We start from the raw sequence: 26,134 nt of genomic DNA, 5'->3' as shown, positions 1-26,134 counted from the left end.
TCCGTGTGAAAATGCCCACCCTGCGGTCGGCAAGCTATCCGGCTAGCGGTTCGATCCGGGAAAAGGAAGGGCCGCGCCGGCAAATCCGCTGCGCCAAGTCACCCAGGCGGCGCCGCTGATCCTGCTGCCCTTCCGGCATGTCGCTTCCCTCGCCCTACTGGTCGCCGCCTCCGCAATGGCCGGCGAGCCGGCGGTCCATTATGCCGCCGCATTATCGCAGCGTACGAGGCATTTCATGACCGCCGCCCTTCACCCCGCCGAACCTGCATTGGCAACTGACCGCGCCCGTCGCGGCGGCCGCGCGGGAAAGCGCGCCGGTGGGTCGGCGGCGTTCGAGCAGCCGCCCTTTCGTCAGTTGAAAAACCCGCTGACGCCAACCAAGCTGGTCTCCGACGACGAGCTGGAATCGATCCACCTCGCCTCCTTGCGGGTACTGCGGGAAATCGGCGTCGACGTGCTGCATGACGAGGCGCGCCGCATCATGAAGGCGCATGGCGCCGATGTGCGCGAAGGCAGCGAGCGGGTGCGCTTCGACAGCGACATGATCCTCGAGCTGGTTTCGCACTGCCCGCCGGAATTCACCATTCACGCCCGCAACCCGGCACACAATGTGCGCTTCGGCGGCAACAATCTGATCATCTCGATGATGGCGTCGGCGCCCAATTGTTCAGACATCGATCGCGGCCGCCGGCCGGGCAACCAGGCGGACTACCGCAACTTCCTGCGGCTGACGCAGATGCACAACATCCTGAACTGCACCGGCGGTTATCCGGTCGAGCCGATCGACATCCACCCGTCGGTCCGCCACCTCGAATGTATCCGCGACCTCAGCCTGCTCACCGACAAGGTGTTCCACATCTATTCGCTCGGCAAGGAGCGCAATGTCGACGGCATCGAGATCGCCAGGATCGCGCGCGGCATCAGCCACGAGCAGCTGCTCGAGGAACCGTCCGTCTTCACCATCATCAACACCAATTCGCCGCTCAAGCTCGACGTGCCGATGATGGAAGGCATCATCCAGATGTCGAGCAAGGGCCAGGTCGTCGTCGTCACGCCGTTCACCCTGTCCGGCGCCATGGCCCCGGTGACCATCGCCGGCGCGCTGGTGCAGCAGAATGCCGAGGCATTGTCCGGCATCGCCTTCGCGCAGATGGTGAAGAAGGGCGCGCCCGTCGGCTATGGCGGTTTCACCTCCAATGTCGACATGAAATCCGGCGCGCCGGCCTTCGGCACGCCCGAATACATGAAGGCCCAGCTGGTCGGCGGCCAGCTTGCTCGCCGCTATAACATCCCCTACCGCACCTCCAACACCTGCGCTGCCAACACGGTCGACGCGCAGGCCGCCTATGAGAGCATGTTCTCGCTGTGGGGCGCCATCCAGGGCGGCGGCAATCTGATGATGCATGCGGCGGGCTGGCTCGAAGGCGGCCTGCGCTGCTCCTACGAAAAGACCATCCTCGACATCGACCTGCTGCAGATGGTGGCCGAATTCCTCACCCCGCTCGACCTGTCCGAGGAGGCGCTCGGCTTCGACGCCATCCAGTCGGTCGGCCCGGGCGGCCATTTCTTCGGCACCCAGCATACGCAGGACCGTTACAAGACCGCCTTCTATTCGCCAATCATTTCCGACTGGCGCAATTTCGAAACCTGGGCGGAAGCCGGGTCGCCGACGGCGATCGAGAAGGCAAACAAGGTCTGGAAGGAGCGGCTGGCTTCCTATGAGGAGCCTTACATCGACCCGGCGATCCGCGAAGAGCTCAACGATTTCGTCGACAAGCGCCGCGCCGAAGGCGGCGCGCCGACCGATTTCTGACCGACGAGCAGCGGCGCGTTGACTTCCGTGTCGAGGCGCAGGCTCATCGCTGACCAATCATCTGATTCAGTTTACGCAAAAACGGATCTATCCTCATGAAATCTCACGTAAAAGCGGTAGTCATCGGCGGCGGTGTCGTCGGCTGCTCGGTGCTCTACCACCTCGCCAAGGCCGGCTGGACCGACATAATGCTGATCGAGCGCTCCGAGCTCACCTCCGGCTCGTCCTGGCATGCAGCGGGCGGCTTCCATACGCTGAACGGCGATCCCAACGTTGCTAAGCTGCAGGCCTATACGGTGCAGCTCTACAAGGAAATCGAGGAGATCTCCGGCCAGTCCTGCTCGTTGCACCTGACCGGTGGCGTGATGATGGCCGACACGCCCGAGCGCATGGACTTCCTGCGCCTGGCCCACGCCAAGGGTCGCTATCTCGGCATGGACACCGAACTGATCACGCCGTCCGAAGCCAAGGCGATGTTCCCGCTAATGGACGAGAGCAACTTCGTCGGCGCCATGTGGGATCCGGTCGAAGGCCATCTCGACCCCTCCGGTACTACCATAGCCTACTCCAAGGCGGCGAAAAAGCTCGGCGCCGAGATCGTGCTGCGCAATCGCGTCGTCGAACTGACGCAGGAGGTCGACGGCACCTGGAACGTCGTCACCGAGCAAGGCACGGTGAAGGCCGAGCATGTCGTCAACTGCGGCGGCCTTTGGGCGCGTGAGATCGGCCGCATGGTCGGCGTCGAGCTGCCGGTGCTGGCCATGGAGCACATGTACCTGCTCACCGAGCCTATGCCGGAGGTCGAGGAGTTCAACAAGTCGACCGGCCGCGAGATGATCGGCGTGCTCGATTTCAAGGGCGAGATCTACACTCGCCAGGAGCGCAACGGCATCCTGCTCGGCACCTACGAAAAAGCCTGCAAGCCATGGTCGCCGGTCAACACGCCGTGGGATTTCGGCCATGAACTGCTGCAGCCCGACATCGACCGCATCGCGCCGTCGCTGGAGATCGGCTTCAAGCATTTCCCCGGCATCGAGAAGGCCGGCATCAAGCAGATCATCAACGGCCCCTTTACCTTCGCGCTCGACGGCAACCCGCTGGTCGGTCCGGTGCAGGGTCTGACCAATTTCTGGTGCGCCTGCGCCGTCATGGCCGGCTTCAGCCAGGGCGGCGGCGTCGGTCTGGCGCTGTCCAACTGGATGGTCCATGGCGACCCCGGCTTCGACGTCTGGGGCATGGACGTGGCGCGTTTCGGCGAATGGGCGAGCCTGCGCTACACCAACGCCAAGGTGCGCGAGAACTATTCGCGCCGTTTCTCGATCCGCTTCCCCAACGAAGAGCTGCCGGCCGCCCGTCCGGCGCAGACGACGCCGCTCTACGACACGATGCTCGCCAACAACGCCGTGATGGGTGACAGCTGGGGTCTGGAAACGCCGCTCTGGTTCGCGCCCAAGGGCAAGGAGCCGAAGGACATCGTCTCGTTCCATCGCTCGAACGATTTCGGTCCGATCGGCGAGGAAGTGCGCGCCACGCGCGAGCGCGTCGGCGTCACCGAAATCGCCAACTTCGCCAAATACGAGGTGTCCGGACCGGCGGCCGAGGACTTCCTCAACCGTCTCATGACCAACCGCATGCCGAAGATCGGCCGCATCGTGCTGACGCCGATGGTCAATGAATTCGGCAAGCTGATCGGCGACTTCACCATCGCCAAGGCGGGTGAAGACCGTTTCATGATCTGGGGTTCGTCCGCCGCACAAAAGTACCACATGCGCTGGTTCGAAAAGCATCTGCCGAAGGATGGAACGGTGCGCATCCACCGCTTCGACCAGACGCTGGTCGGCCTGTCGATCGCCGGACCGAAATCCCGCGACCTTTTGCAGAAGCTGGTCGATGCCGACATCTCGACCAAGGCCTTCCGCTTCATGGATTTCCGCGAAATGGCGGTCGGCGGCGCGCCCTGCATGGTCAACCGCATCACCTATACCGGCGATCTCGGCTACGAAATCTGGATGGCGCCGGCCTACCAACGCCTGGTCTACAAGGCGATCAAGGACGCCGGCGAGGAATTCGGTCTGGTCGATTTCGGCATGCGCGCGCTTTTGTCGATGCGCCTCGAAAAGAACTTCCCGACCTGGTTCCGCGAGTTGCGGCCGATCTACGGACCGTTCGAAGGCTCGATGGATCGCTTCATCAAGCTGGAGAAGAACGACTTCATCGGCCGAGAGGCGTCGGCGAAAGAACATGCCGAAGGGCCAAAACTGCGCCGCGTTTCCTTCATTGTCGATGCGGCGGACGCCGACGTGATGGGCGACGAGCCGATCTGGGCCAAGGTCAGCAAGGATTACGGCACGGTGGAAAAGCCGCACGGCTACGGCGCGCCGCGCTTCGACACGGCAGGCAAAGAAGTGCGTGGCTCGAAGGCCGCCGAGGGCGCTTCCGCTGTGCGCGGCATCGTCGACGGCGACTGGCGCGTGGTCGGCTGGGTGACCTCGGGCGGCTATGCGCACTACGTGCAGAAGTCGATGGCGCAAGGCTACGTGCCAGCGGCGCTCGCCGAGGATGAAAGCGCCAGATTGTTCGAGATCGAGATCCTTGGCCATCGCCGTCCGGCCCGCATCAATGTCGAAGCGCCCTTCGATCCGAGCGGCGAGAAGATGCGGACCTGAGGTTCAACCATGGACAGCGCGGCGCCAAAGGGAAGCTTCGGCCGCCATCGCAAGATCATGCCGTTCGAACCCGGCTCGATCGAAGCACTGCGCGAGGACTCCCGCCAGAAGGCGGCTTTGCTCAACCAGCATGTGCTGGGCTACGGCGCCGTGGCAGAAGCCGAATGGGCAGCGGCAGGCATTGCCGCGCCAGACTTGGCCGGGATGCGCAAATACCGGCTCGAACGCATACGCGCCGAACTGAAGCGCCGCGGCTATGCCGGAGCCTTGCTCTATGACCCCGTCAACATCCGCTACGCCACCGACTCGACCAACATGCAGCTCTGGGTCGCGCACAACCCGACCCGCCACTGCTTCGTCGCCGCCGAAGGCCCGGTGGTGCTGTTCGACTATTTCTCCTGCGAGCACCTGTCCGACCATTCCGGCGTCGTCGACGAGGTGCGTCCGGCCGTGTCGTGGATATATCTCTACAGCGGTGAACTGACGGAACTGAAAGTCCGCCGCTGGGCCGGCAGCATCGCCGATCTGGTGAAGGAACATGGCGGCGGCAACAGCCGCGTCGCGGTCGACCACATCAATCCGGAAGGCGTCGAGGAACTGGCCCGCCTCGGGATAACGATCGGCAATGGCGAAGCGGTGATGGAGAATGCGCGGCTGATCAAATCATCAGACGAAATCCTCGCCATGCGCCGCGCCATCGTCGCCTGCGAAGCGGCGATGGGCGAGATGGAGCAGGCGCTGAAGCCGGGTGTCTCCGAGAACGAACTCTGGGCCGAACTGCACCGCGGCAACATTGCGCGCGGCGGCGAATGGATCGAGACCCGGTTGCTGTCGTCGGGACCGCGCACCAATCCCTGGTTCCAGGAGTGCTCGTCGCGCATCATCGAAGCGGGCGACCTTGTCGCCTTCGACACCGACCTGATCGGCCCTTACGGCTTCTGCGCTGATCTCTCGCGCACCTGGCTGTGCGGCGATAAGAAACCGTCGAATGAGCAGCGCGATCTCTACCGCATCGCAGCCGACCAGATCGCCCACAACACCACGCTGATGCAGCCGGGCACGTCGTTCCGCGACCTCGTCGAACGCTCGGCGGTGCCGCCGGGCGATTGCTTCCCAACCCGCTATGGCGTGCTCTATCACGGCGTCGGTCTGGCCGACGAATATCCGACGTTGCCGCATGCCAACGACTGGACGGCGGATACGCCGGACGGCGTGATCGAACCCGGCATGGTGCTGTGCGTCGAAAGCTACATCGGCCGGCTGGGCGGGCACGAGGGCGTCAAGATCGAGGAGCAGATCCTGATCACCGAGACTGGCAACGAGCAGTTGTCGACCTACCCGCTCGACGAGCGCCTGTTGGGCTGAGCCTATCCGAGACCCGCGACGGCCTCTCTTAGCGCGGCCACCGTCTTCTCCGGCGTCGTCCTGGCGGTGATGAACGGCAGGCCTTTGCGCCGGCCCGTCCAGCCGACGACCTTCACCTGCCGCGCCGCCGGCTCGAAGCGCTGCGCCAGCGCCCAACTCTCGCAGTCGATGGCCGCAATGTCTGCCCTGCCTTCGGCGATGGCGACGATCGAGGACCGGTGGCCGCCGCTCGGGCTGCGCGAAGCAAAGAGGTCGAGGCTTTCACCTATCGCCTCCAGATCGCGCTTCAGTCCGAGGAAGCCGGACATCGAACCGGTGTCGTTGAAGGTGAAGCGCCTGCCGCGCAGGAGGTCGAGCGGGATCAGCGGAGCACCGTCAACCGGCGACGCAACCGATGGCCCGCCATCCGCCGGCATCACCAGCGCGCTGGAATAGAGCTCGCCCTGCCCGCCTTCATAGGCATCGTAGCTCGGCTGGGCGACAACCTGGACATGTGCGGACAGGCCGCGGTCCATCGGCCCCCAGCAGGTCTGCCCGAATAGCAGCGCCGGGTGCAGCCAGAGCCGGTGAAAGTCCAGTTCGTCCGGCGGCAGCGTCACCGGATCGGGCGCGATAACCTTGCCCTCGGCGTCGCGGATACCACCCGGCACCGGCGGCAGGTCGCCATTGACGCGGGCAAGCGTTTCGGGCGCATCGATGCCCTTCTTACGGAAGGCGTCGCGCAGCAACGCCCATTGCGCGTCGACCTCGCCCCGCATTTCGGGCCAGTCATACATCGGCAAGGCCGCAATAAATCCGCCGTCATAAGCCATTGATTTTGTGTACTTCCCTTTAAAAGCCCGTTGCGCAGTGTTGCGCTACATGTTGCGCATCGTTGCGCATTCGACCATATCGCCGCGCATTCTCACCCGGTAGTATCACAATGTAATTCCGACAGGAGCCTTGTGATACCGAAATGGGAACGATCGTTGAGCGCCGTCGCGGCGACGGCACGACCGCCTTTATGGCAAAAATCATCCTCAAGAAAAAGGGCAAGATCGCCCACCGGGAGACAAAGACATTCGATCGCCGGCCGGCCGCGAACGCATGGATCGCCAAGCGCGAAGAGGAGCTATCTAGGCCGGGCGAGATCGAGCGCGCGAACACGCCGAGCGTGACGCTCGCCCAGGCGATCAAGAAGTACAAGACGGAAAGCGTCAAACAGATCGGGCGCACGAAAGGCCAGGTGCTCAATTCCATCCTGGAGTTCGAGATAACCAACAAGCCCTGCGACCAGATCGCCAGCCACGACATCGTTCAGTTCGCCACCCAGCTTGCGAAGACGCGCAAGCCGCAGACGGTCGGGAACTATCTTTCCCACCTGTCCGAAGTCTTCACCGTGGCGCGGCCGGCATGGAACTACCCGCTCGACCGGCAAGCGATGGATGACGCGCTTATCGTGGCGCGCCGGCTTGGGCTCACAGGCCGCTCAGACAGCCGCGACCGCCGCCCGACGATCGATGAACTCGAGAAGCTCATGACGCACTTTGCCGGTCGGAAGGCGACCGCGATCCCGATGACGAAGCTTGTCGCCTTCGCGATCTTCTCGACCCGACGCCAGGAGGAGATTACCCGGATCACATGGGCGGACCTGGACGAGGAGCACAGTCGCGTCATGGTCCGCGACATGAAGAACCCGACCGAGAAGATAGGCAACAATACGTGGTGCGACCTCCCGCCCGAGGCGCTGGCGATCATCCAGAGCATGCCGCGAGGAAATGGGCCGATCTTCCCGTACAAGCCCGACACGATCGGCTTTGCTTGGCGCGATGCCGTCGCCATCCTGGACGGGATCGAAGACCTCAGGTTTCACGACCTGAGACACGAAGGCATAAGCCGCCTATTTGAACTCGGCTGGAATATCCCGCACGTCGCCGCCGTCAGCGGGCATCGATCGTGGCAAAATCTCAAACGGTACACGCACATCAGGCAACGTTCTGACAAATACGCCGGCTGGAAATGGCTGGAGATCGTCGCGCCCCAAAAAGAGAAGGCCGAGGAACGGGGGTGACAATCCTATTCCTCGGCCTCTTGACCGGTTGCACGGGTCAGGACGGGCGCTACACCCGATTCGATTTATACCGCAGCTGCGACCGATTTGTAAGCCGCCGCGCGCTGCTTGTGCTGATTGGCCTTGACCAGGCAGACCACGACAACGACCACGACGACAGCCGCGATGACACCGATCAGCCACCAGTTCGGCCCGCTGTTCATGACGGCATCGGTTCCGCTCGCGCCAGTGCCACCGGCCACCGCGCCGCCCGCACCATTGGTCTGCGTCTTAGCCTTGCCCGCCGCCTTGTCGGCTTCAACGTCAAGCTCGATCTTGCGGCTCGCTGGACTCGTTCCTGAATTGGCGAGCCACATGGCGACGGCCTTGGCTTCAACGTCTGCAACGCGCGCTGACCAGCCGCGTTTAAACGTGTTCCAGATTTTTAGACCTTGCATGAAGCTGAGCCGCTTGGCGCAAAACTTCTGGATGGTCTTTTTCTTGTCGGCCAGGATCAGCGCCTTGAGCGTGCCAGCGCCAACCTTGCCATCGGCCGCGACGCCGACGACGCGCTGCAAATCGCGCACCGCACGCGACGGACCCGAGTTGATGCCATAATCCATAGTCGCGAGATCGACGCCGAACGGCAGATCGTCGCCACGGATCGGCGTCCAGAAGCCGTCACGGTAGATGAATTCAACATCGGTCTGACTGATGTTGCGAAGCTGGGTCTTGCTCGCGCCCGGCTTGTATCGCCGGAACGTCCCGAGCGTGATCCCCTTCATGGTCGCGCCGCCTGGGTCTTTCTTGTTGTCGGACCAACCGCCTTCGTAGGCCAGAGAGACGGGCAAGCATTTCGACAGGTTTCCAGTCGCCATAGTGTCAATCCCCGTTGGGTGTGAAGCTCGACAACTATCCCCGGCAATAGTTGGCGGCATCGAACACCCCCGCGCGGAACTCCTTGCCAATCGCATCGTGAGAGATTGGTTGAAAATGGCCGTCATCGTCCGAGGGGATCGGCGTCGGGCCGCGCATGGGGTATCGGGACCATGAACCCGGCGAAATGAGGCAAATCACGGTGACGGGGCCGCGACCGGAATGAGCCGGGCGCGGCTCTTTCATTTCACCAATCCATTTTCTCGTCGGCATAGGTCAGCAAGTCAGGCTTGCCGCTCCGGTAGATCGTCCTGTCTTCGCCATCCTTGCGGTCGCGCTCAGCTTGCCATCCAAGCTTTTTCATGATCCGCCCGACGCGATCGGAATGACGCCGGTCAGCATCCTTTTTCAGGATGCCGAGCGTCTCGAAAATTTCCAACTGAGTGACTGACGTTCTTGTCTTGAGCATCGGCGCGATGTGGCTGACCCATACGTCGACATCGGTGCGCTTTTCCTGCTCTGCCTCTACTGTCGGGGTCTCGTCTTCCTTGATCCACCATTGCGCGCCGCTCTTGAACAGCGCCACAGCCTCAGCCCAAATCTGATCACGGTCGCGGTGGATCGCGTCGATATCGATCTTGCGGCATTCGAGCGGCCAGAACCGGCGCGCACCGGTTGGATCATGCAGATACGGATTGCCTTCCGGGTTGATGGTCCCGGCCATCACCACGCGGCGAGGCGCTTCAATGACGGACCGGCCATATGGCGGGCGGAACCGGTCAATCTGCCGAGGCAGGAATTTTTTGACCGCGCTGGTTTCGGCGGCTGAGAAGCGGTGCATTTCAGCGACCTCAAGACCCCATACGCCTTGCAGTTCCATTATCGCGTCTTTGGAGCCGATATCCGACAGGTTGTCGCTAAAAAACTCGTCGCCATAAAGAGCCCTGATAGCAGTCGACTTGCGCAAGCCTTGCGGCCCTTCAAGGATCGGCATCGTGTCGACCTTGCAGCCAGGCTTGAGCCCGCGCGCGACGCTGGAGATCAGCCAACGTTCGCTCACGATCGGCGCATAGGTGTCGCCGAGGCACCCGAGGTAATCGTTGGCGAACCGCTTCACGCGCTGCTTGCCGTCCCAGGCCAGGCCTTCAAGGTATTCAGTCAGCCGGTCGAAGCTCGAATGTTCCGCGACGGTCTGGATCACCGCCGCTATGTTCGACGCCTTGGGCGTCATGTACCGCCCTTCCAGCCACATGACCGCCTCGCTGTAGTCGCGATCCTGGACGGCGCGCGGCTCCCAGGCCGAACCCTTCCCCGCCCACGGCGGCGCGCGCATCAGCATGACGCGCAGTTTGAAGGCATCGAAGGCGAACACGTCGACCGTTTCGGGATGGTTTTCGAGGAACAGCGCCCAATTCTTGGTAGCGCCCGGCTTGATCTTGCCTTCCTCATTGCAGATCAGGCCAAGCTGCCAGCTATCGTCAGCCTTGACCGTCTTGCGCGTGTGCAGCTGGGTCACGGTCGCGGGCTGGGCCTGCTCCACCGTGCGGGCCTCTGCAACGGGCTTGGCAGGGCCGGCGGCGGGCGGAACGCGCTCAGCGGCCTCGCCTGCCGGTTTCTGTTGCGGCGGCGACCATGGCCGAGCGGTAGCGCGCATGAAGGCGTCAAGCTGATCCTTCGACCAGCCGTCATCGATCGCGTCGGCGCAGTCCCACCCCTTCTTAGGCTGCTTGCCTTCCTGCCAATCTGAAAATGAATAAGTCATTTCTTGGCAGCGCGCCCGGTCTTGGCCCAAGTCATGCGGCGACCGCCGCCGCGTCCAAGCTTCACGTCGATGTCGAGACCGCGAGCGCGTATCTTCTCTTTGAAATTCCGCATGCCGACTGACAGGCTATTCTCTGCCATTTCAGGCCCGCCATCGGGATCGTCGGCGTACAGCACATCAACGATCTCGCCCGCCGAAAGGAATTTGCCGAAGTTGCCGGCGAAGATAGCGAACAGCGCCCGCTCTTTGCGCGTCAGACGGATCGTCTTCCCGATCTCGACCGGGCTTCCGGTTCCTTCACGGAAGCCGCAGCAAGGACAAGCGCTCATTGTGCGGCCCTCAGCATCATCTTGACCGAACAGCCCAGCCCCGTCAGGAGCCCGGCGATCTCGCCGGCAGTCTTCAGGCCGGGCTCATCGTCATCCGGCCAGATCACCGCCGAGCGCCCGGCGAGCGGCGACCAATCCACATGGTTAATCCCGTAGGTCCCCCCCGGCCAGGTCACGACATTGCGCCCGCTGGCGGACGCCAGCTTATCGCGGCATTTCTCGCCCTCGACCACGATCACTTGCCCATCGCGAAGCGACATAAGCCCGTAGAGCGGGCGCGGCCTGGGAAACGGGAAGCGGGACCAGCATTCTTTGCCGTTCGGCAGACGCACCCACATCACCATGGGCGTTTCCTTGCCGCCGTCTGGTAGATCGTGGCGCAGCACATAGCCGATCAGCGACCCATCTGCGCGGGAGTACGGGAACACCATCGACGGGGCGAACGACCCCCATTCGCGGTCAGTGTCGGCGCGCTTCGGGTTGTAGAGCGTGACCTTGCGCCCGACGACGATCTCACCGGCAGGATGTAGCGGCACGATCCCCGCGTAAACGTCCCTCGCCTCGACCTTGCGCGGCGTGATGTTTGGGCCAGCCTTGCCGCCGCCGAGAATGCGGATCGCTTCCTTGAGATCGACGCCCTTGATCCCTTGAACAAAGTCGAGCACGTCGCCACGCTCACCGCAGCCGAAGCAGTGGAAGCGCTCGACGTGATCGTTGCCCGTGAAGATCGTAAAAGACGCGGTGTTGTCGGCGTGGAACGGGCAGCAAGCCACCCGCTCTTTGCCGTCTTCCTCAAGTCTGACGCCGAAGCTTTCAGCCGTGGCAGGTAGGGAAACCTCGCGCCGTATGCGCTCGACATCGTTGGCCATTTTGCAATTCCCTACACTGATTTGCCTGTTGCGAATATCACAACATAGCGTTGAGCAAATCGCAAGAGCTTGCCGACGATTTGCATAAAATCTTAGGAGGCGGTCAGCGCCAGAGGATTTGATTTAGGTCCGCTTCGTTGCGGGCAACACCCGCCCTGCCGCCAGCATTGTTGACCGCATCGACCCACGCGGTTTGTTCCTTCGTCGGCCTGCCGTTTTCCTTCACCTCGACCTGAGCGTAAACGGCGACGGTTGAGCCGATCATGTCGTGAGTGATCTCGACAGGAACCCAGCCGCCAAGATCGGACATACCTTCAAACCCGGCATGGAACGGGCGAGCGTTGCGGATCACGACATCGCCGGCCGCAAGCCGGAAATGACCCGGCCCGCGCTCGACCTTGCCTACCCAGGCCATGCCGACTTGCTGCCTGAAAAGCCGCGCCCCGAGAGAGGACGCGAGCTTTTGCAGCCGGCGCATGAGATCGCCCTCAGCCATCAGCGAGCCCGACAGTCGGCAACCATCGCCAACCGCTTCTCGCCATAGGTGATCCGCTCCGGTATGCCCGAAGCAATCGCAAGCTTGGCCGTATGCTCCAGCGGGCCAAACCTATCTGTCTCGATTGCGCCGGCCTTCACCGCGAGCGCTCGCTTGCTCATGGCAATATCGAAATGGACCCAACTGGCATTGCGATACTTCCCAAAGGAAAGCGTCTGATGCCCCTGTATCCATTTCCTCTGGACGCCGATCTTGTCGGCCATCGTCAAAAGCTCATCGTCAGTATCGGCCCACATGTGGCACATAACCATGTTGCCGAACGGCGCTTTCATGTCGTCAACGTAGACGCCCATCATCGCACCTCAGAACGGGATTTCGTCGTCAAGCTGACGCGACGAAGACTGGTTAGAGCCCTCGCCGTTCCGCGCCGCGCCGCCCGATTGCGCGCCGTAGCCGCCGCCCTTGTTGCCCGGCCTGTCTGTGTTGCCGTTCTGATCGGGGCGAGCACCGCCGCCGCCATCGCCGAGAAGGATCAGCTTGGCGTCGAAGCCGGTCAGGACAACCTCAGTCGCGTAGTGCGTGACGCCATCCTTTTCCCATGTGCGGGTTTGCAACTCGCCCTCGACGTAGACCTTGCTGCCCTTCTTGACGTACTTTTCGATGACGCCGATCAAGCCGTCATTCCAGACAACGCAACGATGCCACTGCGTCACCTCTTTCTTTTCGCCCGTGTTCTTGTCCTTCCAGCTTTCGGACGTGGCCAGCGAGAAGTTCGCGACAGAGTTGCCGCTGTTCAAATTCTTGATGTCGGGATCAGCGCCGAGGTTGCCAATCAGCGTGACCTTGTTGAGTGAGCCGGCCATTTCAATGAACTCCCAGGATGAGGCGATACCCTTGGCGATACCCCACGTTTTCGACGGTGATACCGGACCCGGCCAAGCGAGCCCGAAGGTGGCAGAGCGCCACCTTGAAAGCGGCATACATGCGCGTCGGCGACGGCCCGCCATCGGGGTCATCAGCGTACATCGCGTCAAAAATTCTTTCGGTCATGACGGGCATTCCCTTGCCCTTCCAGACCGCACCGAGAATGCGCGCCTCAAGCGGCGTGACCTTGTAGCGGTCAACCACGATCGCGAGCGTAGGAACCGCCACGTGCTGTTGGCAGCACGGGCAGTTAATCGGTGAAAGTTTGAGTGTTGAATGGCTCATCATCATCGTTGGTCCCCGTACCTTTCCGCCTTTTTCGCAAGCCTCGCCGTGAGAACGTGAGCCGCCCATTTCGCGGGCGACTTCGACCTTTTCGCCGTTGTCGTTTCGAGTAGGATTTTCAGCTGCTTCTTGATGCCGGCGTCGAGATCGTCGGTTCGCCCGTCGATGATATCAGCCGCCAACTGGCGAGCTTCCTCATCGTGTCGCCGCTTCCGCTCACGGCGAACCGTCTCAAGGTCGACCTCCTCAAGCTCGCCCTCGACCTCATCGAGAAGGCGACCCATGCCAGCGCCATCATTCTTTCTGACCGGATAGACAAAGCCGCAGTCAGGGCATTGCGGAGCGGGCGCGTGCGAATAGAAACACTCTTTGCAGATGAGTACGCCCTCGCCGCGATCCGCTTTCTTGCGCCCCTCAAGCGACCATTCGCGCTCCTCATCCGGCAACCCGTGACGGCCAAGGTTGCCGACCAGATCGAGAAGGATTGCCGGCTCTGGCTTCTTGCGCAGCCCGCGCCCGAGTTGTTGTAGGTGCTTCGCCAGCGATTGCGTCGGCGAGTATTGCAACACCGCCTCAATCGTCACGTCGCGATCGACCTGGGCGGCGAGATCGAAGCCCTCGCAGAACAGCGCGCAATTCACGATCACATCAATTTGCCGGTCGGCGAAGCCAACGAACGCCGAGCGGCGATCCTCTTGCGGCGTGTTGCCATCGAGCGCCACGGCCATGACACCGTTCGCGCGGAACTCAGCTGCGAGTTGCTCGCTTCGAATGATCGACGGCGAAAAGGCAATGGTGCGCTTGCCTCTCGCGAACTTGCGCCAGTGCCGCACCGCGCCGGCCAGCACCGCCCTGCCCGACATTAAGTCATCGATCTCCGATGCCACATAGTCGCCGTTGCGCGTGTGAACGCCCGACAGATCAAGACCGGCAGGAGCGAAGGCCCGATATTTCGAGAGGTGCCCATTGTCGATCAGCCAACGGACGGACGGCCCCATGACCATCGTATCCCACACGTCGCCGAGCGGCTTCCCATCCAGGCGCTCAGGCGATCCCGTCAGGCCAATCAGCCTTGCGAGCATTTCCTTGTAGTGCAGAGCGACCGCAGCCCATCCGCTCGCCGCACTCAGGTGCGCCTCATCCACCATGATGTAATCGGCGGGGATCTTCCCGAGCCGGTTTTTCAGCGTTGCGATAGAGGCGATGAAGACCTTGTGATACGGGTTGAAGTGATAGCCGGCCGCGATGTAGGAAAACGGGATACCGAACTTCTCAAAGGTCTTGGCCGTTTGAGTGATCAGATCGACACGGTGAACGCAGAAGATCACGCGCTTGCCCGCCGCAATGATCAGCTTGATCAGCGCCGCCGCAAGCACCGTCTTGCCGAAGCCGGTCGGCGCATAGACCAGGACGGCCGCCGACGAACGCAGCGCCACCCGGAGCTTTGCCCGCACGTCTTCCTGATCAGGGCGAAGCTGGATCATCAGTCTGGCGCGCCGAGCAGGAGTTGCGCCTTGGGAGCTTCAAGCGACTTCGCGCCCGACGCCTCGGACGTGCAGAGCCGGCCCATGCCGTCGCGGCAAAGTGCGCCGTTCCAGGACATGTGATCCAGGCGCATGCGGTCTTTGGTAGTTGAGCCGTCCGCCATCAACCGGACAAAGCCGCCCGCCGTTTTTGCGTATAGGAAGCCGTCGCGCTCATAGAGATCGACTTGCTTGTAAACGCCTTTGATGACGACGATCGCCGCCTCACCCTCGACTTGCTTGAAAAATCCCACGTTACCGCCTCCCCGTAACCATGTGCTTGATCGCGTCCTCATGCGGCGCAATGCGGCGCAGCCGGGCGGCGATCAGGCGCAAATCCTCGGCTTCCTTCTTGGTGACCGTCATGTGCGTCTCGACCGCGTCGGAGCCGTCGCGCATAACGCAACGGGCGGCTATCTGATCGATGAATTCCGCCTGCTGCCCGATGGTCATGGGCCTGGTGTCGCCGGTCATTGAACTTCCGGCGTCAGATCGTCAGAGGTGAGCGGAACCTTATGGTCAGCGGCGGCTTGAATGATCAATTCCTGATCCTTGCCGCTGATCAGCCCTTTCTCGTCGCTAAGCGCGCGGCTGATCTTGGACCTGTGCCGATTGAGGACACGCGCGAACTGAGACGGCGACATGCCGAATTTCGCATGCACTTTCTGCCACGGAGTTTTGCATGGTTCCGCCAAGTGAGGTGTCTCCTTTTGATGCATGTTTCACAACAGTACGTTGCGATTTTCACATCGTCAAGGCATCTCAACACCGGGTTAACCAAAAAAGCTGGATTAACCAAAACGGCTCATACCGGGCTACCTCCCTTGCCCGTCTTGCCGTTTGTTGCGAAAGGTGCAACGGTATCAATGCGGCGGGATTATCAATCTCGCATACGGAAAAGTGCATGCAAAAGACTATGGAGCGTCCAGTCATCGATAAAGATTGGTTCATCGAAAAGCTGGCAGAAGGGGGCAAGTCCGTTCGCGGCTTGGCACGGCATCTTGGTGTTGATGCGTCCGCTGTTTCGCGGATGCTGTCAGGACAACGCAAGATGAAGATGGAAGAAGCCAACGAAATCGCACGATTTCTAGGCGCGCCCATCAGCGAAGTTCTAGTTCATTCAGGCGTTTCGATTGACCTGGATCAGCAATCTACAAGCATATTGCTTGCCGCGATCATTGACGAACGCGGCATCATGGAAAAGCTCGCGGACCCTAAGCCATTGCCGCAAGCGGTGATCGAGCGCGCCCAAGCGTCGATCACGGTTCATGGCAACAGCCGAATCATCGGGGCGCAGATACGAGCCCTGACCGGCCCGCTATCGGTTATGGATGATGCTGTCGTGCTGTTTCGACATTCGGACAGCGTTGACCCGGCAGCGATTGGCGTCCTGTCTATTTGTCGGACAAGAGACGGAGAACAGTTCTTCGGCAAGGTCGAACGCGCAAGGAAAACTGGCGAGGCCCATGTGATTTGCGCAACCGGCGAAGCTAGGGACGTTCTGCTAGAGGCGGCAACGCCCGTGCTGGTGATGATCCCATAAGAAAAGCCCGCCAGATCGGCGGGCTCTTCACTTCAAAATCACAGCCAATTGATCAGGCGAAAGATCGCCCAGGGTCGAAATAGCCGGCAGTGTAGACGGGTCGCCTCAGTGCGAGCGCAGCGAGCGTGTACAAGGCGTGATCCATCCGCATTGATTTCCCTTCCGTTGTGAGAGCCCTACGCGATCAATCTGACTGCGAGACAGTTGAGCCTGTGAACAGGCCAAAAAAACGCCCGACGCAGGGAGGTGATGCGTCGGGCGTGAGTGGGCCGCTCGGGAGGAGGTGAACGACTGTTGCGAATTACGCACAGATCGCCACACTCGTCAATCATAAAAATCCTGAAATTCTGAAATCCAGCCTATTGACTGTTGCTGGCTGTTGCGCATATCGTTGTGGTCTTAGCAACAGAAACAACACTAGGAGCAACAGCGGTGAACCAGATCGTCACCATCCCGAAGGGTTTCAAGGCGGGCGTCTATCACGGTATCCCGAATGAGGATTATCACGCCGGCCCCGGCATCTCTAAGTCCGGTCTCTGGACTATCGAGACGCAATCGCCGGCTCACTACAAATTCAGCGAGCGCGAGACCACCAAGGCTTTCGACTTCGGCGAAGCCTGTCACCTCGCAGTACTCCAGCCCGATCTATTCGAGGCCAACGTTGTTCGCGGTCCCGATGATCGGCGCGGCAACAAATGGAAAGACCTTGCCGAGGTTTGCGCCGCCGAGGGCAAGCTGTTGCTCACGTCCGGTGACTATGACGGCGTCCTTGCAATCCGCGACACCGTTCATGCTGACCAGCGGATCAATTCCATCATCACAGGCGGCAAGCCTGAGATCGAGGCGTCGGGGTACTGGATCGACCCCGCCACCGGCCAGATATGCCGTTGCCGGCCCGACCTGTACCGAAGCGATCTCGCCGGCATCCTGGACGTTAAGTCGGCCAGATCGGCGCACCCCGACGCCTTCGCCCGTGCAGTCGTCAACTATGGCTATCATGCACAGGAAGCCCACTATTCGGACGGCTGGCGCGTCTTGGGCCGCAACGTCGATTGGTTCGCCTTTCTCGTTTTCGAGAAGGAGCCGCCCTATGCGTTCGCAGTCTACGAGCTTCCGCCGTCCATCGTGGACGAAGGCCGCGCGATCATGCGCAAGGCGCTCGACACCTACGGCGAATGCGTCAAGGCCAACCATTGGCCGGCATACGGTGAAGGCGTCCAGGAGCTTTCGTTTAAGCGCTGGGCCTACCGGCTCACCGAAGCGCCGGGCATCGACGGCGAGGAAGCGGCTTGATGCTGAACCTCGCCGACCGGACCCGAAATTTCTGGTGCGCGGCGTACTTCTATCGCCGCGCCGATCCGAGCAGAGACCGCGCCATCGTCCCGAAGGTGCTTGAGCAAGTCACCACGAAAGCCAACGGCACGGTCAAGGATCGCGCCGCAACCCTCCTGAGAGAGATCAATGAACCAGATCGCAACCCTCCCCGCGCTTAAGCAGAACATCGCCAAAATGGGCGCGGAGTTCGGCAAGGCCCTGCCAGGCCACATCAGCGCCGACAAATTCGTTCGCACCACGCAAACGGCTATCGCCCTCACCCGCAACATCGACAAGGTGCGCAACCCGCAATCCTTGCTCGCCGCGTGCACCAAGGCGGCATCGGACGGCCTTATCCTGGACGGGCGCGAGGCCGCGCTTGTCATCGACAACAACGGCGACGTTCAATATCGGCCGATGATGCGCGGGCTTCTCAAACTCGCTTACAACAGCGGCGCGATCAAAAGCCTCGTTGTCGAAGCGATCCGCGAAAACGACCTGTTCGACTATCAGCCGACGCGATCGGCAGAACCGATCATTCACAAGATCGACCTCAAGTCAGATCGCGGCGAAGTCTATGCCGTCTATGCCCTCGCGGTATTCAAAGACGGCGGCATTGTTCATGAGGTTATGACGGTCTCGGACGTGAACCGCATTCGCGACCGATCCGACGCATGGCGGGCGCACAAGGCGGGCAAGATCAAGTCGACGCCCTGGGCGACCGACTGGAGCGAAATGGCGCGCAAGACGGTGTTCCGCCGCCTGTCCAAATATCTGCCGGCCAGCAGCGACCGCGACGATCGCTTGCAGCAAGCCGCCGAGCGGATCGATGAAGATTACACGTTCGACATCGAAGCAGAACCCGCACCGGCCGGCAGCGCCCTTGCCTCGACCGCCAAGAAGCGCGGCGGCGCGGCGGCGGCTCTCAAGGACGTGACGCCCAAGCAGCAGGCAAAACAGGCTGCAAAGCCGCAGGAGAGCCAGCCGAAACAGGGCGGCGGCGATGACTATGATCCCGAGACGGGCGAGATCATGGACTATGACGGCCCCGATCAGAGGCCCGGGGACGACATATGAGCGTCGTCACCATCCCCGGATTTTCCCGCGTGGAAATCAGGACGCGCGGCAAGGATGATCTCTCCCTTGCCGCCGCCGAACTCAAGCGCCTTGCCGGCGAACTCGAAAGCATCGCCGGCCAGGATCACAACGACGAAACCGCGACCATCCTTGCGCACCACAAGATCAAGGCCACGTCGCAAATACTCAGGGGCAAATGATGCAGATTGAAGACGGCAAGTTCTACACGACCCGAACAGGCGGCGTTGTCGGTCCTGTTCGCGCCGGTCCAGACGGAACGTATTTCTGGCTTGGTCGGACCTACACCAAATCCGGGAGCTACCATGCGGACGGAGAGAGCAGCCCTTTCGACCTAGTTGAGGAACGCGAGCACCCTCTCGCGGAGGCTAAGCCTGCCGCACCGCAAGAGAACATCTTGCAGTTCTTCGCCTATGACCATCTTCCGCCGACGATGAAGGAAGTCAGCCGCCCGTTCGGCGCTATGGCCGAAAACATGGTCAAGACCCTGCCGCGCAATCCCGAGCGCACCGTTGCGCTTCGCAAGCTCCTGGAGGCCAAGGACGCAGCTGTCCGCGCCTTCATCGCCAAGTAACCACCCACGCCAGCAACGGAGATCATCCACATGGCAAACCAGACTGGAATAGCAATCGTGATCAAGGCGTTCCTGCCGACCGGCAGGACAATTGATGAGCAGTTCGCCGCGCTTAGCATCGTGAAGACAGCGCACGAGACCGGCGACTATTCGGCGCTGTTGCAGGCGTCGACCGTCGAAGAGGTGAAGACCGAGCAGAAGACGCGCCGGATCGAGGATCAGACGCAGACCACGCAGGAACCCTCGACCGAGGGCGAGCAGGGCCAGGGTACGGCCAGCGAGCAAGGCGGACAGGCCCCGGCCACAACGACCGCCAGCGAGGCCGCAAGCGCGAAGCCAGCGACCGAGACCGCCAGTGACGCCGATGTCCCGGAATTCTTGAAGAAGGACAAAAAGTCCAAAGCTGCATAATTGCTGTTGCGATAATCGCAACATGTTGCTATCAAGGGCCACGAAGCGTTTAAACGCCGTGGCCCTTTTCGCATCAGGAGCGCAACACATGGTCGTGACACACAAAGGCTGCTTGGAATGCGGCAAGCTCTGGAATGACCGCAAGCCCGGCCGCGAGTTCTGTTGCTCATCCTGCCGTCTGACGTTCAACAATCGACGGATGAAACGCGGCGCTGAGCTTTACGATTTATTCCGTGCCATGCGCCGCGAGCGCGATCAGGCGAAGCTGCTTGGCCTGTGGTCGGAAATGTGCCGCCTCGAATTGCAATATCAGATCGAGGACGAAGCCCAGCGGCCAGGCCGGCGTTCCTACATGCCGCCGAAAAAAGCCCTCGCCAATCTGTTTGACAAGGGCTCTTTGCCGCGCGGTGATGTGCTGACTACGAATGCAGCCGGATTGCGCCGCCGCTAGTTCCAACAGCCTTGCGAGACGCCGAACCGATTATGACCCGCGATCCCCTGCCCTGCGGCAACGTCATTGCCGGCCAGATAGACGGCTGTCGCCGGTTTCACGGGAATCTTATTCCACCCCGCGCAATTGCTTGCAGTCGTCTGGCAGCCCGCCAAGCTCGACGCACAAAGCAGAAGCATCCATATTCCGAACTGTCGCATCGACATCAGTCCTTTTCTTGTAAGCCTTCACCGTGTCCGCCAGGACAGCCACGCGCCCGTCAGAGCGGCCCTTGGCGTATCCGCCGAGGAACAGCGCCGCGCAGATCGCCGTCGCCGTCCCGAGCTTCCACAGCAGCGCGGTCACCTGTTCGCCTCGTCATCATCCGGCAGCACGGCGGCGCGCGGGCGCATCCAGATGTTGGCCAGGACAACGGCGATCGTGAAGTACGGGAGGTACTTCGGCGGGATGATGTCGCCCCAATAGACGCCGCCAAGCTGTTGCAGGATTTCCGGCAGAGCGAGGGCGACGGCGGCGAGGATGTTGAAAATCCAGGTGCGCCAGCGGCGCAAGGTCTTGATCATGGGAGGTCTCCGGTTGGACGGAAGACCATTCACCGGCAAGAGTTGCAGCGAGAAATCAGGTGATCCGCAGCCAATGCCGAACCGCCGTCACAGCGGCATCACCGGCCCACATGAGAAATGCGCCGAAGGAGAGCCCGCCAACGGCCAGGAGCCCCGCTATCCCGATCCCTAGGGACTTCATGCGCTTCCAATCCTCAAGCGAGGGATCGACTTTCTCGTTGAGCGCCTTCAACTCGTTTCGAACCTGGGCCTCAATCTTGCCGGCAATTGTGACATCGGTTCGCAGGCTAGCTATCTCTGTCGCATGTTCGTCAAGGCGGCGGTGTATCGATGTGCGGCTTTCGTGGGCGCTGCGCTTTTCTTCCTTGAAGTCATCGCGCAATTGCTCAACGCCTTCTTGAACGCGCCCTAGGGCCAGGAAAATATCTTCCAGGGAAGCCAAAAGCCCAAACCTCGCGCCGCCGTTTTGAAAGCCTTAGAGGCGAAAGGTTGACCTGATAAACGGCAACGCCCGCGCGAAGACGGGATGGCCGGGCTCCAGCGGCGGGACTTCATTAGCCGGACGGCCCATCGGCGTCGGGCTCGGTGCCGGTAAAACTGGCCTGCGCCTATTGCGATCTCACGATAAGCTTTGTCGCGTTGGGAAGATCGCCAAGCAGGGAATAGCCGGCTTTCTGGAACCCGTCCGGCACGACTGCGGCATCCCCGATGGGGATATCGGTTGCCGCTATGTCGGATGGCGGCATTGTTTCAGATGCGGCGGAAAACTGGTCAATCGTGGTTTCACCATCGCCCGCGTCAGAGACATCCCAATGAATCGGGCGACCGTTGGCTTTTGCATATATCGCTGCCGTTGCCTTGACGTAGTTGGCTCGCACAGTGTGGGCGCGCTTTGCGGACAACAGGGCACAAGAGGAAGCTCCAATGACCGCAACCGCCACAACAGCTAGAGCGGTCCATGGTCGGCTTGACAACGCCAGCGAGGATGAACTGACCGCCACGGCCATCAGAGACCCCATGGCAATTATGGTCAATAGCGGCGCCAAGTGGATCCCGGGGCCAGTAAAGTCGACCCACAGGAGGCCTGAAATTGTCGGTGCGACTACCGGCGCCAGTGGCGCATGGATGAATGGCTTCAGCACTATGACAGCCGTCACCAAGACCGAGCCAATGACCAACACGATGGCGCTGGCTTGCTTCTCTCGCTGTCCGAGCCACACCAGCCCCAGCCAAACAATGACGGTTGAAGCGCCGTCGACGTAGCGGCCATAGATGACGTGATCTATCCGACCGGGCGTCATCATCTGCATGACAGAAGCCGCTGTGATTGCCAGCATAGCAGCGACTGAGAAAAGGATCATCGGTCTAACGGCGGGGCGCGATTGAACCATCTGCCAGCAAGCCAATAAGCCAACGACAAAGAACCCCAACGAGGATGCGATCAAGGACCAGAGTTGCCCTATCGACACGGCGACGGCAGACTTGAACCCATAAGGCGTCATCAGCGCTTGCAGAAAGCCGGCTATTCTTCCGCTTTGTGATAGGTCTCGCCCCCAGATCGCTATCTCAAAGTGGTTGTTTGCAGCATCGACCCCGAACCAGAGCAGGAGCATGGCAGCAGCCGACGCCCCAACTTCCGTCCAAGTCGCCTTTTGCATGGCCCGGGCAACGACCAGCGCCACGAATGCTACCGGGACGATACCCAGCGCGCGGGGATGAATGGCGTAGAGAATGATCACCATGGCCCCGAACAGCACCCAACGCCATGGCCGCCCAGCCACCCAAGCCGATGTGAACGCAAACACGGTAAGCAAAAAGGCCAGTCGAAAGGTCGCATCGGACCACACTACGGCATTGTGATAGGAATAGGCTGGGAATACAGCCACCAGGAACGAACAGGCGACCAGAAACAATGACCTGGGTTGCCCTATCTTTTCGGCTATCCCGATCAGAACTACAGGCACCATTGCGGTTGCGAGGCAACTGACGACTACGCCGATCCTGTAGACCGTCGCCACATCGCTCGTTACCCAGAATGCCGGCGTCAACAGGACGGCGTGTCCGAAGCTGTAGTTCGCTAAAGTAGAAAGATTGAGCGCTTCGCCAGTCGCGAGGTACTTTGCGATTGCGAGATACCCCACCTCATCCGGCAAGACGGGAACGGTCCCGTCAGACGTGGCGTAGACCAGAATAACGAACAGAACCACTCCGGCCGCCGCAATCCGACTAAAACCGACCTGACTGCTCATGCCCTGTCAGAAGCCAGGGCACGCCACGGAGTAAGGGACGCCTTGCGGTGCTGTCTTTTCCGCTTCGCTCATGCATTTCTCGATGGCGCCGGGCATGACGGTTGATCTCGAATGGCCGAAGATGGCCAATCCGACGACGAGAAGCGCCGCTGCGATCGCAAAGTAAGGTTTCGGCTGGGTCATTCTCTTTCCATCGCACCATAGCCACCTGATTGCAATGCGGTTTCTTCGCGGTCGCGTCAGGCGTTCTTTATCCGGGCTTCCCAGCCGAAGAACCAGTTCGCGCTAGCCGCCGCGTTCACGGTGACAGTGAATGTCGTGGCCGTAGCGGCGCTGACCCAGAAGCCGGTCAGGGTCGATGTCGCAAGGCTTGTTGTCGGCGTGATGCGAATGTCCGTAACGGCAGGCGTGAAGCCGAGGCCGTGGTTTATGACCGCCGACGAAGCCGCCGAGTTGACTACGCCCGCCCCCTGGTTGTTGGTCTTAGCCCCGGCGCAATTGCGGATGATTGTCCCGGTGCCGTTGTCCACGATTGGCGTTGTGCAAAGCGAAGCGTCGATGTTGTCGAGCGTAATCCCATTCGCGCCAGCGTCGATCTGGACGCCCCGCGTCGGGTTGTTCGGGCCGTAGCCGAGATTTGTGCCGATAGTGACATCACGGACCTTGCCTGTCGTCCCAGAGACGAACTGGATTGCCGGCAGGTTGGCCGTGTTGCTGGCGTTGATATCAGCCATAAGACCGCCGCTGATCTGGGTGTCTTTTGACCCAGTATCCACCAGGATGCACCGACCGCCAACATAGGTCCACTGGCAGCCCTCAACGACCGTGTGAACAGCGTCGGCCAGATAGAGCCCGGTGGCGGTAAGGAACGATGAGAACCAGCACCCAAAGAACTTGGTGCCAACAGCCTTGAAGACCGCCGCAGCCGTGATCATAGCGCTATCGAACAGGCATCCATTGAAGACGTGGAACAGCGAGCGATCCGCGTTCGAGGTGCTAAGCGCATCGATCAGCAGTGGATAGTCCCCGCCTGAGACTTCCGTACCATCGTAGACGCCAGCATGGCAGCGGCCATAAATGCGGATGCCGCCATTGGTATGACCGTTGACCTTGGTGGCGAGCGTGCCGGTAGCCCCAGACGTGCTTCCGGTCAGAACCTGGCTGACGGTCGGAACCGTGGCGGTGAACACGCCCTTGTAGTTGTTGCTTGCGTCCTTGAAGATCGTCCCAGAGCCACCAGAGAACGTGACCGTCTCGCCGCTCTGGAACGTGCCGGTTATCCCGGTCATCGTGATCCATGAGCTATTCGCGGCAAAGACGCATCCGGGTGCAAGATGGATTTCGTTTGTGCCGTCGATAAAGAATGCCGAGTAGCGCGTGTCGGTCGATGTCTGCCGCGAACTCGTCACCCATCCCGAAACCGCATGGACGCCAACGTAGCAGCCGTCCGTAGATATCTGATCGACCACGCCGCGAGCCTGCGAGCCACTGTCGAACAGAATGCAGTCACCAACAGTGGGCGCTATGTTCGGGGTCTGGCGCTCGAAGCGTACCTGCTTGACCGAGCCATAGAGTTGCGATGAGAACCGGAAGCCACGCGTTGCCGTGCCGGAAAACACCAGCTTGGCATTGGATGCACCCTTGTCGGAGGATACCTGCTGGCCCTTGGTGCATTCGATATAGGCCGAGCCATCGGTGGTGTAGTACCCGAGCGTGGCCTTCAATTCGCCGCCGATTGTTACACTGTCCGCCCATTTCTGCAGCAGCGTCAGTGAATTGGTCGCCGTGTTCAGGTTGTCGCCGGCAAACCATCCGGCATAGCTCTTTTGCAGGCCGGCGATAGCGCCAGTGCCAGTGAGATAGAACCTTTGCTTCTTGGGCGCATGTATTTCAGGCTCGGCTAAATTGAAGTCGACCGTCACGCCATTGGCAACCAAGAACTTCGTTCCAGATGAGAACCGCAGCGTCTTTGTCGGCGTGTAATTGGTGCCTATGAAATAGCTGGCATTCTTGAGGCGGATCACCTCTTCGGCGGTCGCTTCCAGCGCCACAAGAGCAGCCACATCATTGGTGACGCCATCGGCGGCCGGCGTGCGCGCAAAGGAGTTGATGAAGGGCGAGCCGAGAATGTCGCGGACCTGGGCGGCCGTCTTCGTAAGATAGCCGGAAGCATCCGGCTTAGCCTGGAGGAACGTGTCGGCCGAGACCGGAGGCAGGTTGATACTTGCCGCCGACGCCGCCGCAGCGATAGCCGAAGCCGAAGCCGAAGCTGCATAGCCCAGCGCCTTGCGCATCCAATTGAACGCGGAAAACCCAGGCGCGTGAACGCCGTCGTTTACAGCAACGTCCTCATCCTTTTGAGCCCACTCCCATGCCGTCACAGCAGACGCCGCCGCAGCGGTTGCGGCCGGGCCAGCGGCGACAACTTCCGCAGCTATGCCCGCAACCGTAGTCACGTCATCCTCAATCCCCGCGACAGTATCGATCTCGTCGGCGCTGTCAGCCAGCCGCAAGATGTCGTGCACCAAACCATCAAGCTGGGCAGGGTCTTCCGACGCCGGAATGGTGACGGCGCGGTTGATTTGTTCCTGCAATTGCTGATCGCGCATGACGGCAAGATCAAGGCCGGTCTCAACCGTCTCGGCGTAGTAAGCGCCTTGGTTTTCAAGATCGATTTCCTGTGTGAAGGGAACGTGCGGTAGGAGCGTCAGCGTCTGTCCGGTAGGCAATGCCACAGTTAGCACGACTTGGCCGCCCTCAGGCGCTCTCACCCCTGTAACCGCGTAATCGGCCGTGAGGGTCAGAACCGTTTCGACGCCAGCGGCATCAGCCTTGATCGCCCTGAGATAGCTCTCATCGACAATCCGAAATTCATAATCAAACGCGGTCGTGACCCCGTTGCCGTTGTAGGGGCCGGAACGGTTAGTTTCGCTTGGAACAGTCATGTGATCTCGCGCCCAAATGTTTCGGGCACGATAGGGGCCGATGGTTGCGGCC

The 26,134-nt window shown here is 61.1% G+C and carries 31 protein-coding genes; 12 read left to right on the top strand and 19 right to left on the bottom strand.

The window, feature by feature from the left end:
* Window positions 1-235 precede the first annotated feature (235 nt).
* From D3227_RS05010 to D3227_RS05000, 3 genes are all read left to right on the top strand, one after another.
* Window positions 236-1,813: a trimethylamine methyltransferase family protein gene (locus tag D3227_RS05010; RefSeq protein ID WP_120013070.1), complete on the top strand. Its 1,578-nt coding sequence runs from the start codon at window positions 236-238 to the stop codon at window positions 1,811-1,813.
* Window positions 1,814-1,908: 95 nt separating this feature from the next.
* Window positions 1,909-4,479, top strand: a complete 2,571-nt coding sequence (locus tag D3227_RS05005) for a GcvT family protein (protein ID WP_120012994.1) — start codon at window positions 1,909-1,911, stop codon at window positions 4,477-4,479.
* Between the two features lie 9 nt (window positions 4,480-4,488).
* Complete coding sequence (locus D3227_RS05000) at window positions 4,489-5,844, top strand: M24 family metallopeptidase (RefSeq protein WP_120012993.1); 1,356 nt, start codon at window positions 4,489-4,491, stop codon at window positions 5,842-5,844.
* 2 nt (window positions 5,845-5,846) lie between these two features.
* Here D3227_RS05000 and D3227_RS04995 read toward each other — a convergent pair whose 3' ends face one another.
* The gene (locus D3227_RS04995) at window positions 5,847-6,656 is read right to left on the bottom strand and encodes a phosphate/phosphite/phosphonate ABC transporter substrate-binding protein (protein ID WP_120012992.1); all 810 of its coding nucleotides are present in this window, start codon (window positions 6,654-6,656) and stop codon (window positions 5,847-5,849) included.
* Window positions 6,657-6,799: 143 nt separating this feature from the next.
* Between D3227_RS04995 and D3227_RS04990 the strand changes: the two genes are divergently transcribed.
* Window positions 6,800-7,894 carry a site-specific integrase gene (locus D3227_RS04990; RefSeq protein WP_120012991.1) on the top strand — a complete coding sequence of 365 codons (1,095 nt, stop codon included), beginning with the start codon at window positions 6,800-6,802 and terminating at the stop codon, window positions 7,892-7,894.
* Between the two features lie 65 nt (window positions 7,895-7,959).
* Here the strand turns inward: D3227_RS04990 and D3227_RS04985 are convergent, their stop codons facing one another.
* The 12 genes from D3227_RS04985 to D3227_RS04930 all read right to left on the bottom strand — a co-directional run bounded on the left by D3227_RS04985 (window position 7,960) and on the right by D3227_RS04930 (window position 15,599).
* On the bottom strand, window positions 7,960-8,811 hold the full coding sequence (locus D3227_RS04985; protein ID WP_167480595.1) for a glycoside hydrolase family 108 protein: 852 nt from the start codon (window positions 8,809-8,811) through the stop codon (window positions 7,960-7,962).
* A 185-nt stretch (window positions 8,812-8,996) separates the two neighbouring features.
* Window positions 8,997-10,511 carry a virulence-associated E family protein gene (locus D3227_RS04980; RefSeq protein WP_120012989.1) on the bottom strand — a complete coding sequence of 505 codons (1,515 nt, stop codon included), beginning with the start codon at window positions 10,509-10,511 and terminating at the stop codon, window positions 8,997-8,999.
* Window positions 10,508-10,840, bottom strand: a complete 333-nt coding sequence (locus D3227_RS04975; protein WP_120012988.1) for a winged helix-turn-helix domain-containing protein — start codon at window positions 10,838-10,840, stop codon at window positions 10,508-10,510. The genes D3227_RS04980 and D3227_RS04975 overlap by 4 nt, the downstream gene beginning before the upstream one ends.
* Window positions 10,837-11,709, bottom strand: a complete 873-nt coding sequence (locus tag D3227_RS04970; RefSeq protein WP_120012987.1) for a CHC2 zinc finger domain-containing protein — start codon at window positions 11,707-11,709, stop codon at window positions 10,837-10,839. The genes D3227_RS04975 and D3227_RS04970 overlap by 4 nt, the downstream gene beginning before the upstream one ends.
* Window positions 11,710-11,812: 103 nt before the next feature.
* Window positions 11,813-12,205, bottom strand: coding sequence for a VRR-NUC domain-containing protein (locus tag D3227_RS04965; protein WP_120012986.1), 393 nt, complete (start codon window positions 12,203-12,205; stop codon window positions 11,813-11,815).
* Window positions 12,205-12,558 carry a DUF4031 domain-containing protein gene (locus D3227_RS04960; RefSeq protein ID WP_120013069.1) on the bottom strand — a complete coding sequence of 118 codons (354 nt, stop codon included), beginning with the start codon at window positions 12,556-12,558 and terminating at the stop codon, window positions 12,205-12,207. Before D3227_RS04960 ends, D3227_RS04965 begins: the two co-directional genes overlap by 1 nt.
* 9 nt (window positions 12,559-12,567) lie before the next feature.
* Entirely contained in the window at window positions 12,568-13,068 is a 501-nt protein-coding gene (gene ssb / locus D3227_RS04955) for a single-stranded DNA-binding protein (RefSeq protein ID WP_120012985.1), read from the bottom strand.
* Between the two features lies 1 nt (window position 13,069).
* The gene (locus tag D3227_RS04950) at window positions 13,070-13,420 is read right to left on the bottom strand and encodes a hypothetical protein (protein WP_120012984.1); all 351 of its coding nucleotides are present in this window, start codon (window positions 13,418-13,420) and stop codon (window positions 13,070-13,072) included.
* Window positions 13,417-14,898, bottom strand: a complete 1,482-nt coding sequence (locus D3227_RS04945) for a DEAD/DEAH box helicase (RefSeq protein ID WP_120012983.1) — start codon at window positions 14,896-14,898, stop codon at window positions 13,417-13,419. Before D3227_RS04945 ends, D3227_RS04950 begins: the two co-directional genes overlap by 4 nt.
* Window positions 14,898-15,191 carry a hypothetical protein gene (locus D3227_RS04940; RefSeq protein ID WP_120012982.1) on the bottom strand — a complete coding sequence of 98 codons (294 nt, stop codon included), beginning with the start codon at window positions 15,189-15,191 and terminating at the stop codon, window positions 14,898-14,900. Before D3227_RS04940 ends, D3227_RS04945 begins: the two co-directional genes overlap by 1 nt.
* A gap of 1 nt (window position 15,192) precedes the next feature.
* Window positions 15,193-15,411, bottom strand: coding sequence for a hypothetical protein (locus D3227_RS04935; protein ID WP_120012981.1), 219 nt, complete (start codon window positions 15,409-15,411; stop codon window positions 15,193-15,195).
* Window positions 15,408-15,599: a hypothetical protein gene (locus D3227_RS04930; protein ID WP_245451644.1), complete on the bottom strand. Its 192-nt coding sequence runs from the start codon at window positions 15,597-15,599 to the stop codon at window positions 15,408-15,410. The genes D3227_RS04935 and D3227_RS04930 overlap by 4 nt, the downstream gene beginning before the upstream one ends.
* A 242-nt stretch (window positions 15,600-15,841) precedes the next feature.
* Between D3227_RS04930 and D3227_RS04925 the strand changes: the two genes are divergently transcribed.
* The 8 genes from D3227_RS04925 to D3227_RS04890 all read left to right on the top strand — a co-directional run bounded on the left by D3227_RS04925 (window position 15,842) and on the right by D3227_RS04890 (window position 20,325).
* Window positions 15,842-16,480, top strand: coding sequence for a helix-turn-helix domain-containing protein (locus D3227_RS04925; protein ID WP_245451643.1), 639 nt, complete (start codon window positions 15,842-15,844; stop codon window positions 16,478-16,480).
* 432 nt (window positions 16,481-16,912) lie between these two features.
* On the top strand, window positions 16,913-17,773 hold the full coding sequence (locus D3227_RS04920; RefSeq protein ID WP_167480594.1) for a PD-(D/E)XK nuclease-like domain-containing protein: 861 nt from the start codon (window positions 16,913-16,915) through the stop codon (window positions 17,771-17,773).
* On the top strand, window positions 17,773-17,973 hold the full coding sequence (locus D3227_RS04915; RefSeq protein ID WP_120012978.1) for a hypothetical protein: 201 nt from the start codon (window positions 17,773-17,775) through the stop codon (window positions 17,971-17,973). The genes D3227_RS04920 and D3227_RS04915 overlap by 1 nt, the downstream gene beginning before the upstream one ends.
* Window positions 17,942-18,871, top strand: coding sequence for a recombinase RecT (locus D3227_RS04910; RefSeq protein WP_120012977.1), 930 nt, complete (start codon window positions 17,942-17,944; stop codon window positions 18,869-18,871). The genes D3227_RS04915 and D3227_RS04910 overlap by 32 nt, the downstream gene beginning before the upstream one ends.
* Window positions 18,868-19,071, top strand: coding sequence for a hypothetical protein (locus tag D3227_RS04905; protein ID WP_120012976.1), 204 nt, complete (start codon window positions 18,868-18,870; stop codon window positions 19,069-19,071). Before D3227_RS04910 ends, D3227_RS04905 begins: the two co-directional genes overlap by 4 nt.
* Window positions 19,071-19,463 (top strand): hypothetical protein, encoded by a 393-nt coding sequence (locus tag D3227_RS42170; RefSeq protein ID WP_208646338.1) that lies wholly within the window; start codon window positions 19,071-19,073, stop codon window positions 19,461-19,463. The genes D3227_RS04905 and D3227_RS42170 overlap by 1 nt, the downstream gene beginning before the upstream one ends.
* A gap of 57 nt (window positions 19,464-19,520) precedes the next feature.
* The gene (locus tag D3227_RS04895; protein WP_147377576.1) at window positions 19,521-19,874 is read left to right on the top strand and encodes a hypothetical protein; all 354 of its coding nucleotides are present in this window, start codon (window positions 19,521-19,523) and stop codon (window positions 19,872-19,874) included.
* 112 nt (window positions 19,875-19,986) lie between these two features.
* Entirely contained in the window at window positions 19,987-20,325 is a 339-nt protein-coding gene (locus D3227_RS04890) for a transcriptional regulator (protein ID WP_147377575.1), read from the top strand.
* A 108-nt stretch (window positions 20,326-20,433) separates the two neighbouring features.
* Here the strand turns inward: D3227_RS04890 and D3227_RS04885 are convergent, their stop codons facing one another.
* From D3227_RS04885 to D3227_RS04865, 6 genes are all read right to left on the bottom strand, one after another.
* Complete coding sequence (locus tag D3227_RS04885; protein WP_120012973.1) at window positions 20,434-20,670, bottom strand: hypothetical protein; 237 nt, start codon at window positions 20,668-20,670, stop codon at window positions 20,434-20,436.
* Window positions 20,667-20,888, bottom strand: a complete 222-nt coding sequence (locus D3227_RS04880; protein WP_120012972.1) for a hypothetical protein — start codon at window positions 20,886-20,888, stop codon at window positions 20,667-20,669. Before D3227_RS04880 ends, D3227_RS04885 begins: the two co-directional genes overlap by 4 nt.
* 55 nt (window positions 20,889-20,943) lie before the next feature.
* Complete coding sequence (locus tag D3227_RS04875) at window positions 20,944-21,330, bottom strand: DUF1515 family protein (RefSeq protein ID WP_120012971.1); 387 nt, start codon at window positions 21,328-21,330, stop codon at window positions 20,944-20,946.
* Window positions 21,331-21,496: 166 nt separating this feature from the next.
* On the bottom strand, window positions 21,497-23,137 hold the full coding sequence (locus D3227_RS04870; protein ID WP_120012970.1) for a hypothetical protein: 1,641 nt from the start codon (window positions 23,135-23,137) through the stop codon (window positions 21,497-21,499).
* Window positions 23,138-23,143: 6 nt separating this feature from the next.
* Window positions 23,144-23,320, bottom strand: a complete 177-nt coding sequence (locus tag D3227_RS41470) for a hypothetical protein (RefSeq protein WP_167480593.1) — start codon at window positions 23,318-23,320, stop codon at window positions 23,144-23,146.
* 56 nt (window positions 23,321-23,376) lie between these two features.
* The gene (locus D3227_RS04865) at window positions 23,377-26,082 is read right to left on the bottom strand and encodes a hypothetical protein (protein WP_120012969.1); all 2,706 of its coding nucleotides are present in this window, start codon (window positions 26,080-26,082) and stop codon (window positions 23,377-23,379) included.
* Between the last annotated feature and the right edge of the window lie 52 nt (window positions 26,083-26,134).

This window comes from Mesorhizobium waimense (assembly GCF_003601975.1).
GTDB lineage: Bacteria > Pseudomonadota > Alphaproteobacteria > Rhizobiales > Rhizobiaceae > Mesorhizobium > Mesorhizobium waimense.
Note: the sequence above shows the minus strand (reverse complement) of the source record. Positions and strands in the feature narration are given on the sequence as shown.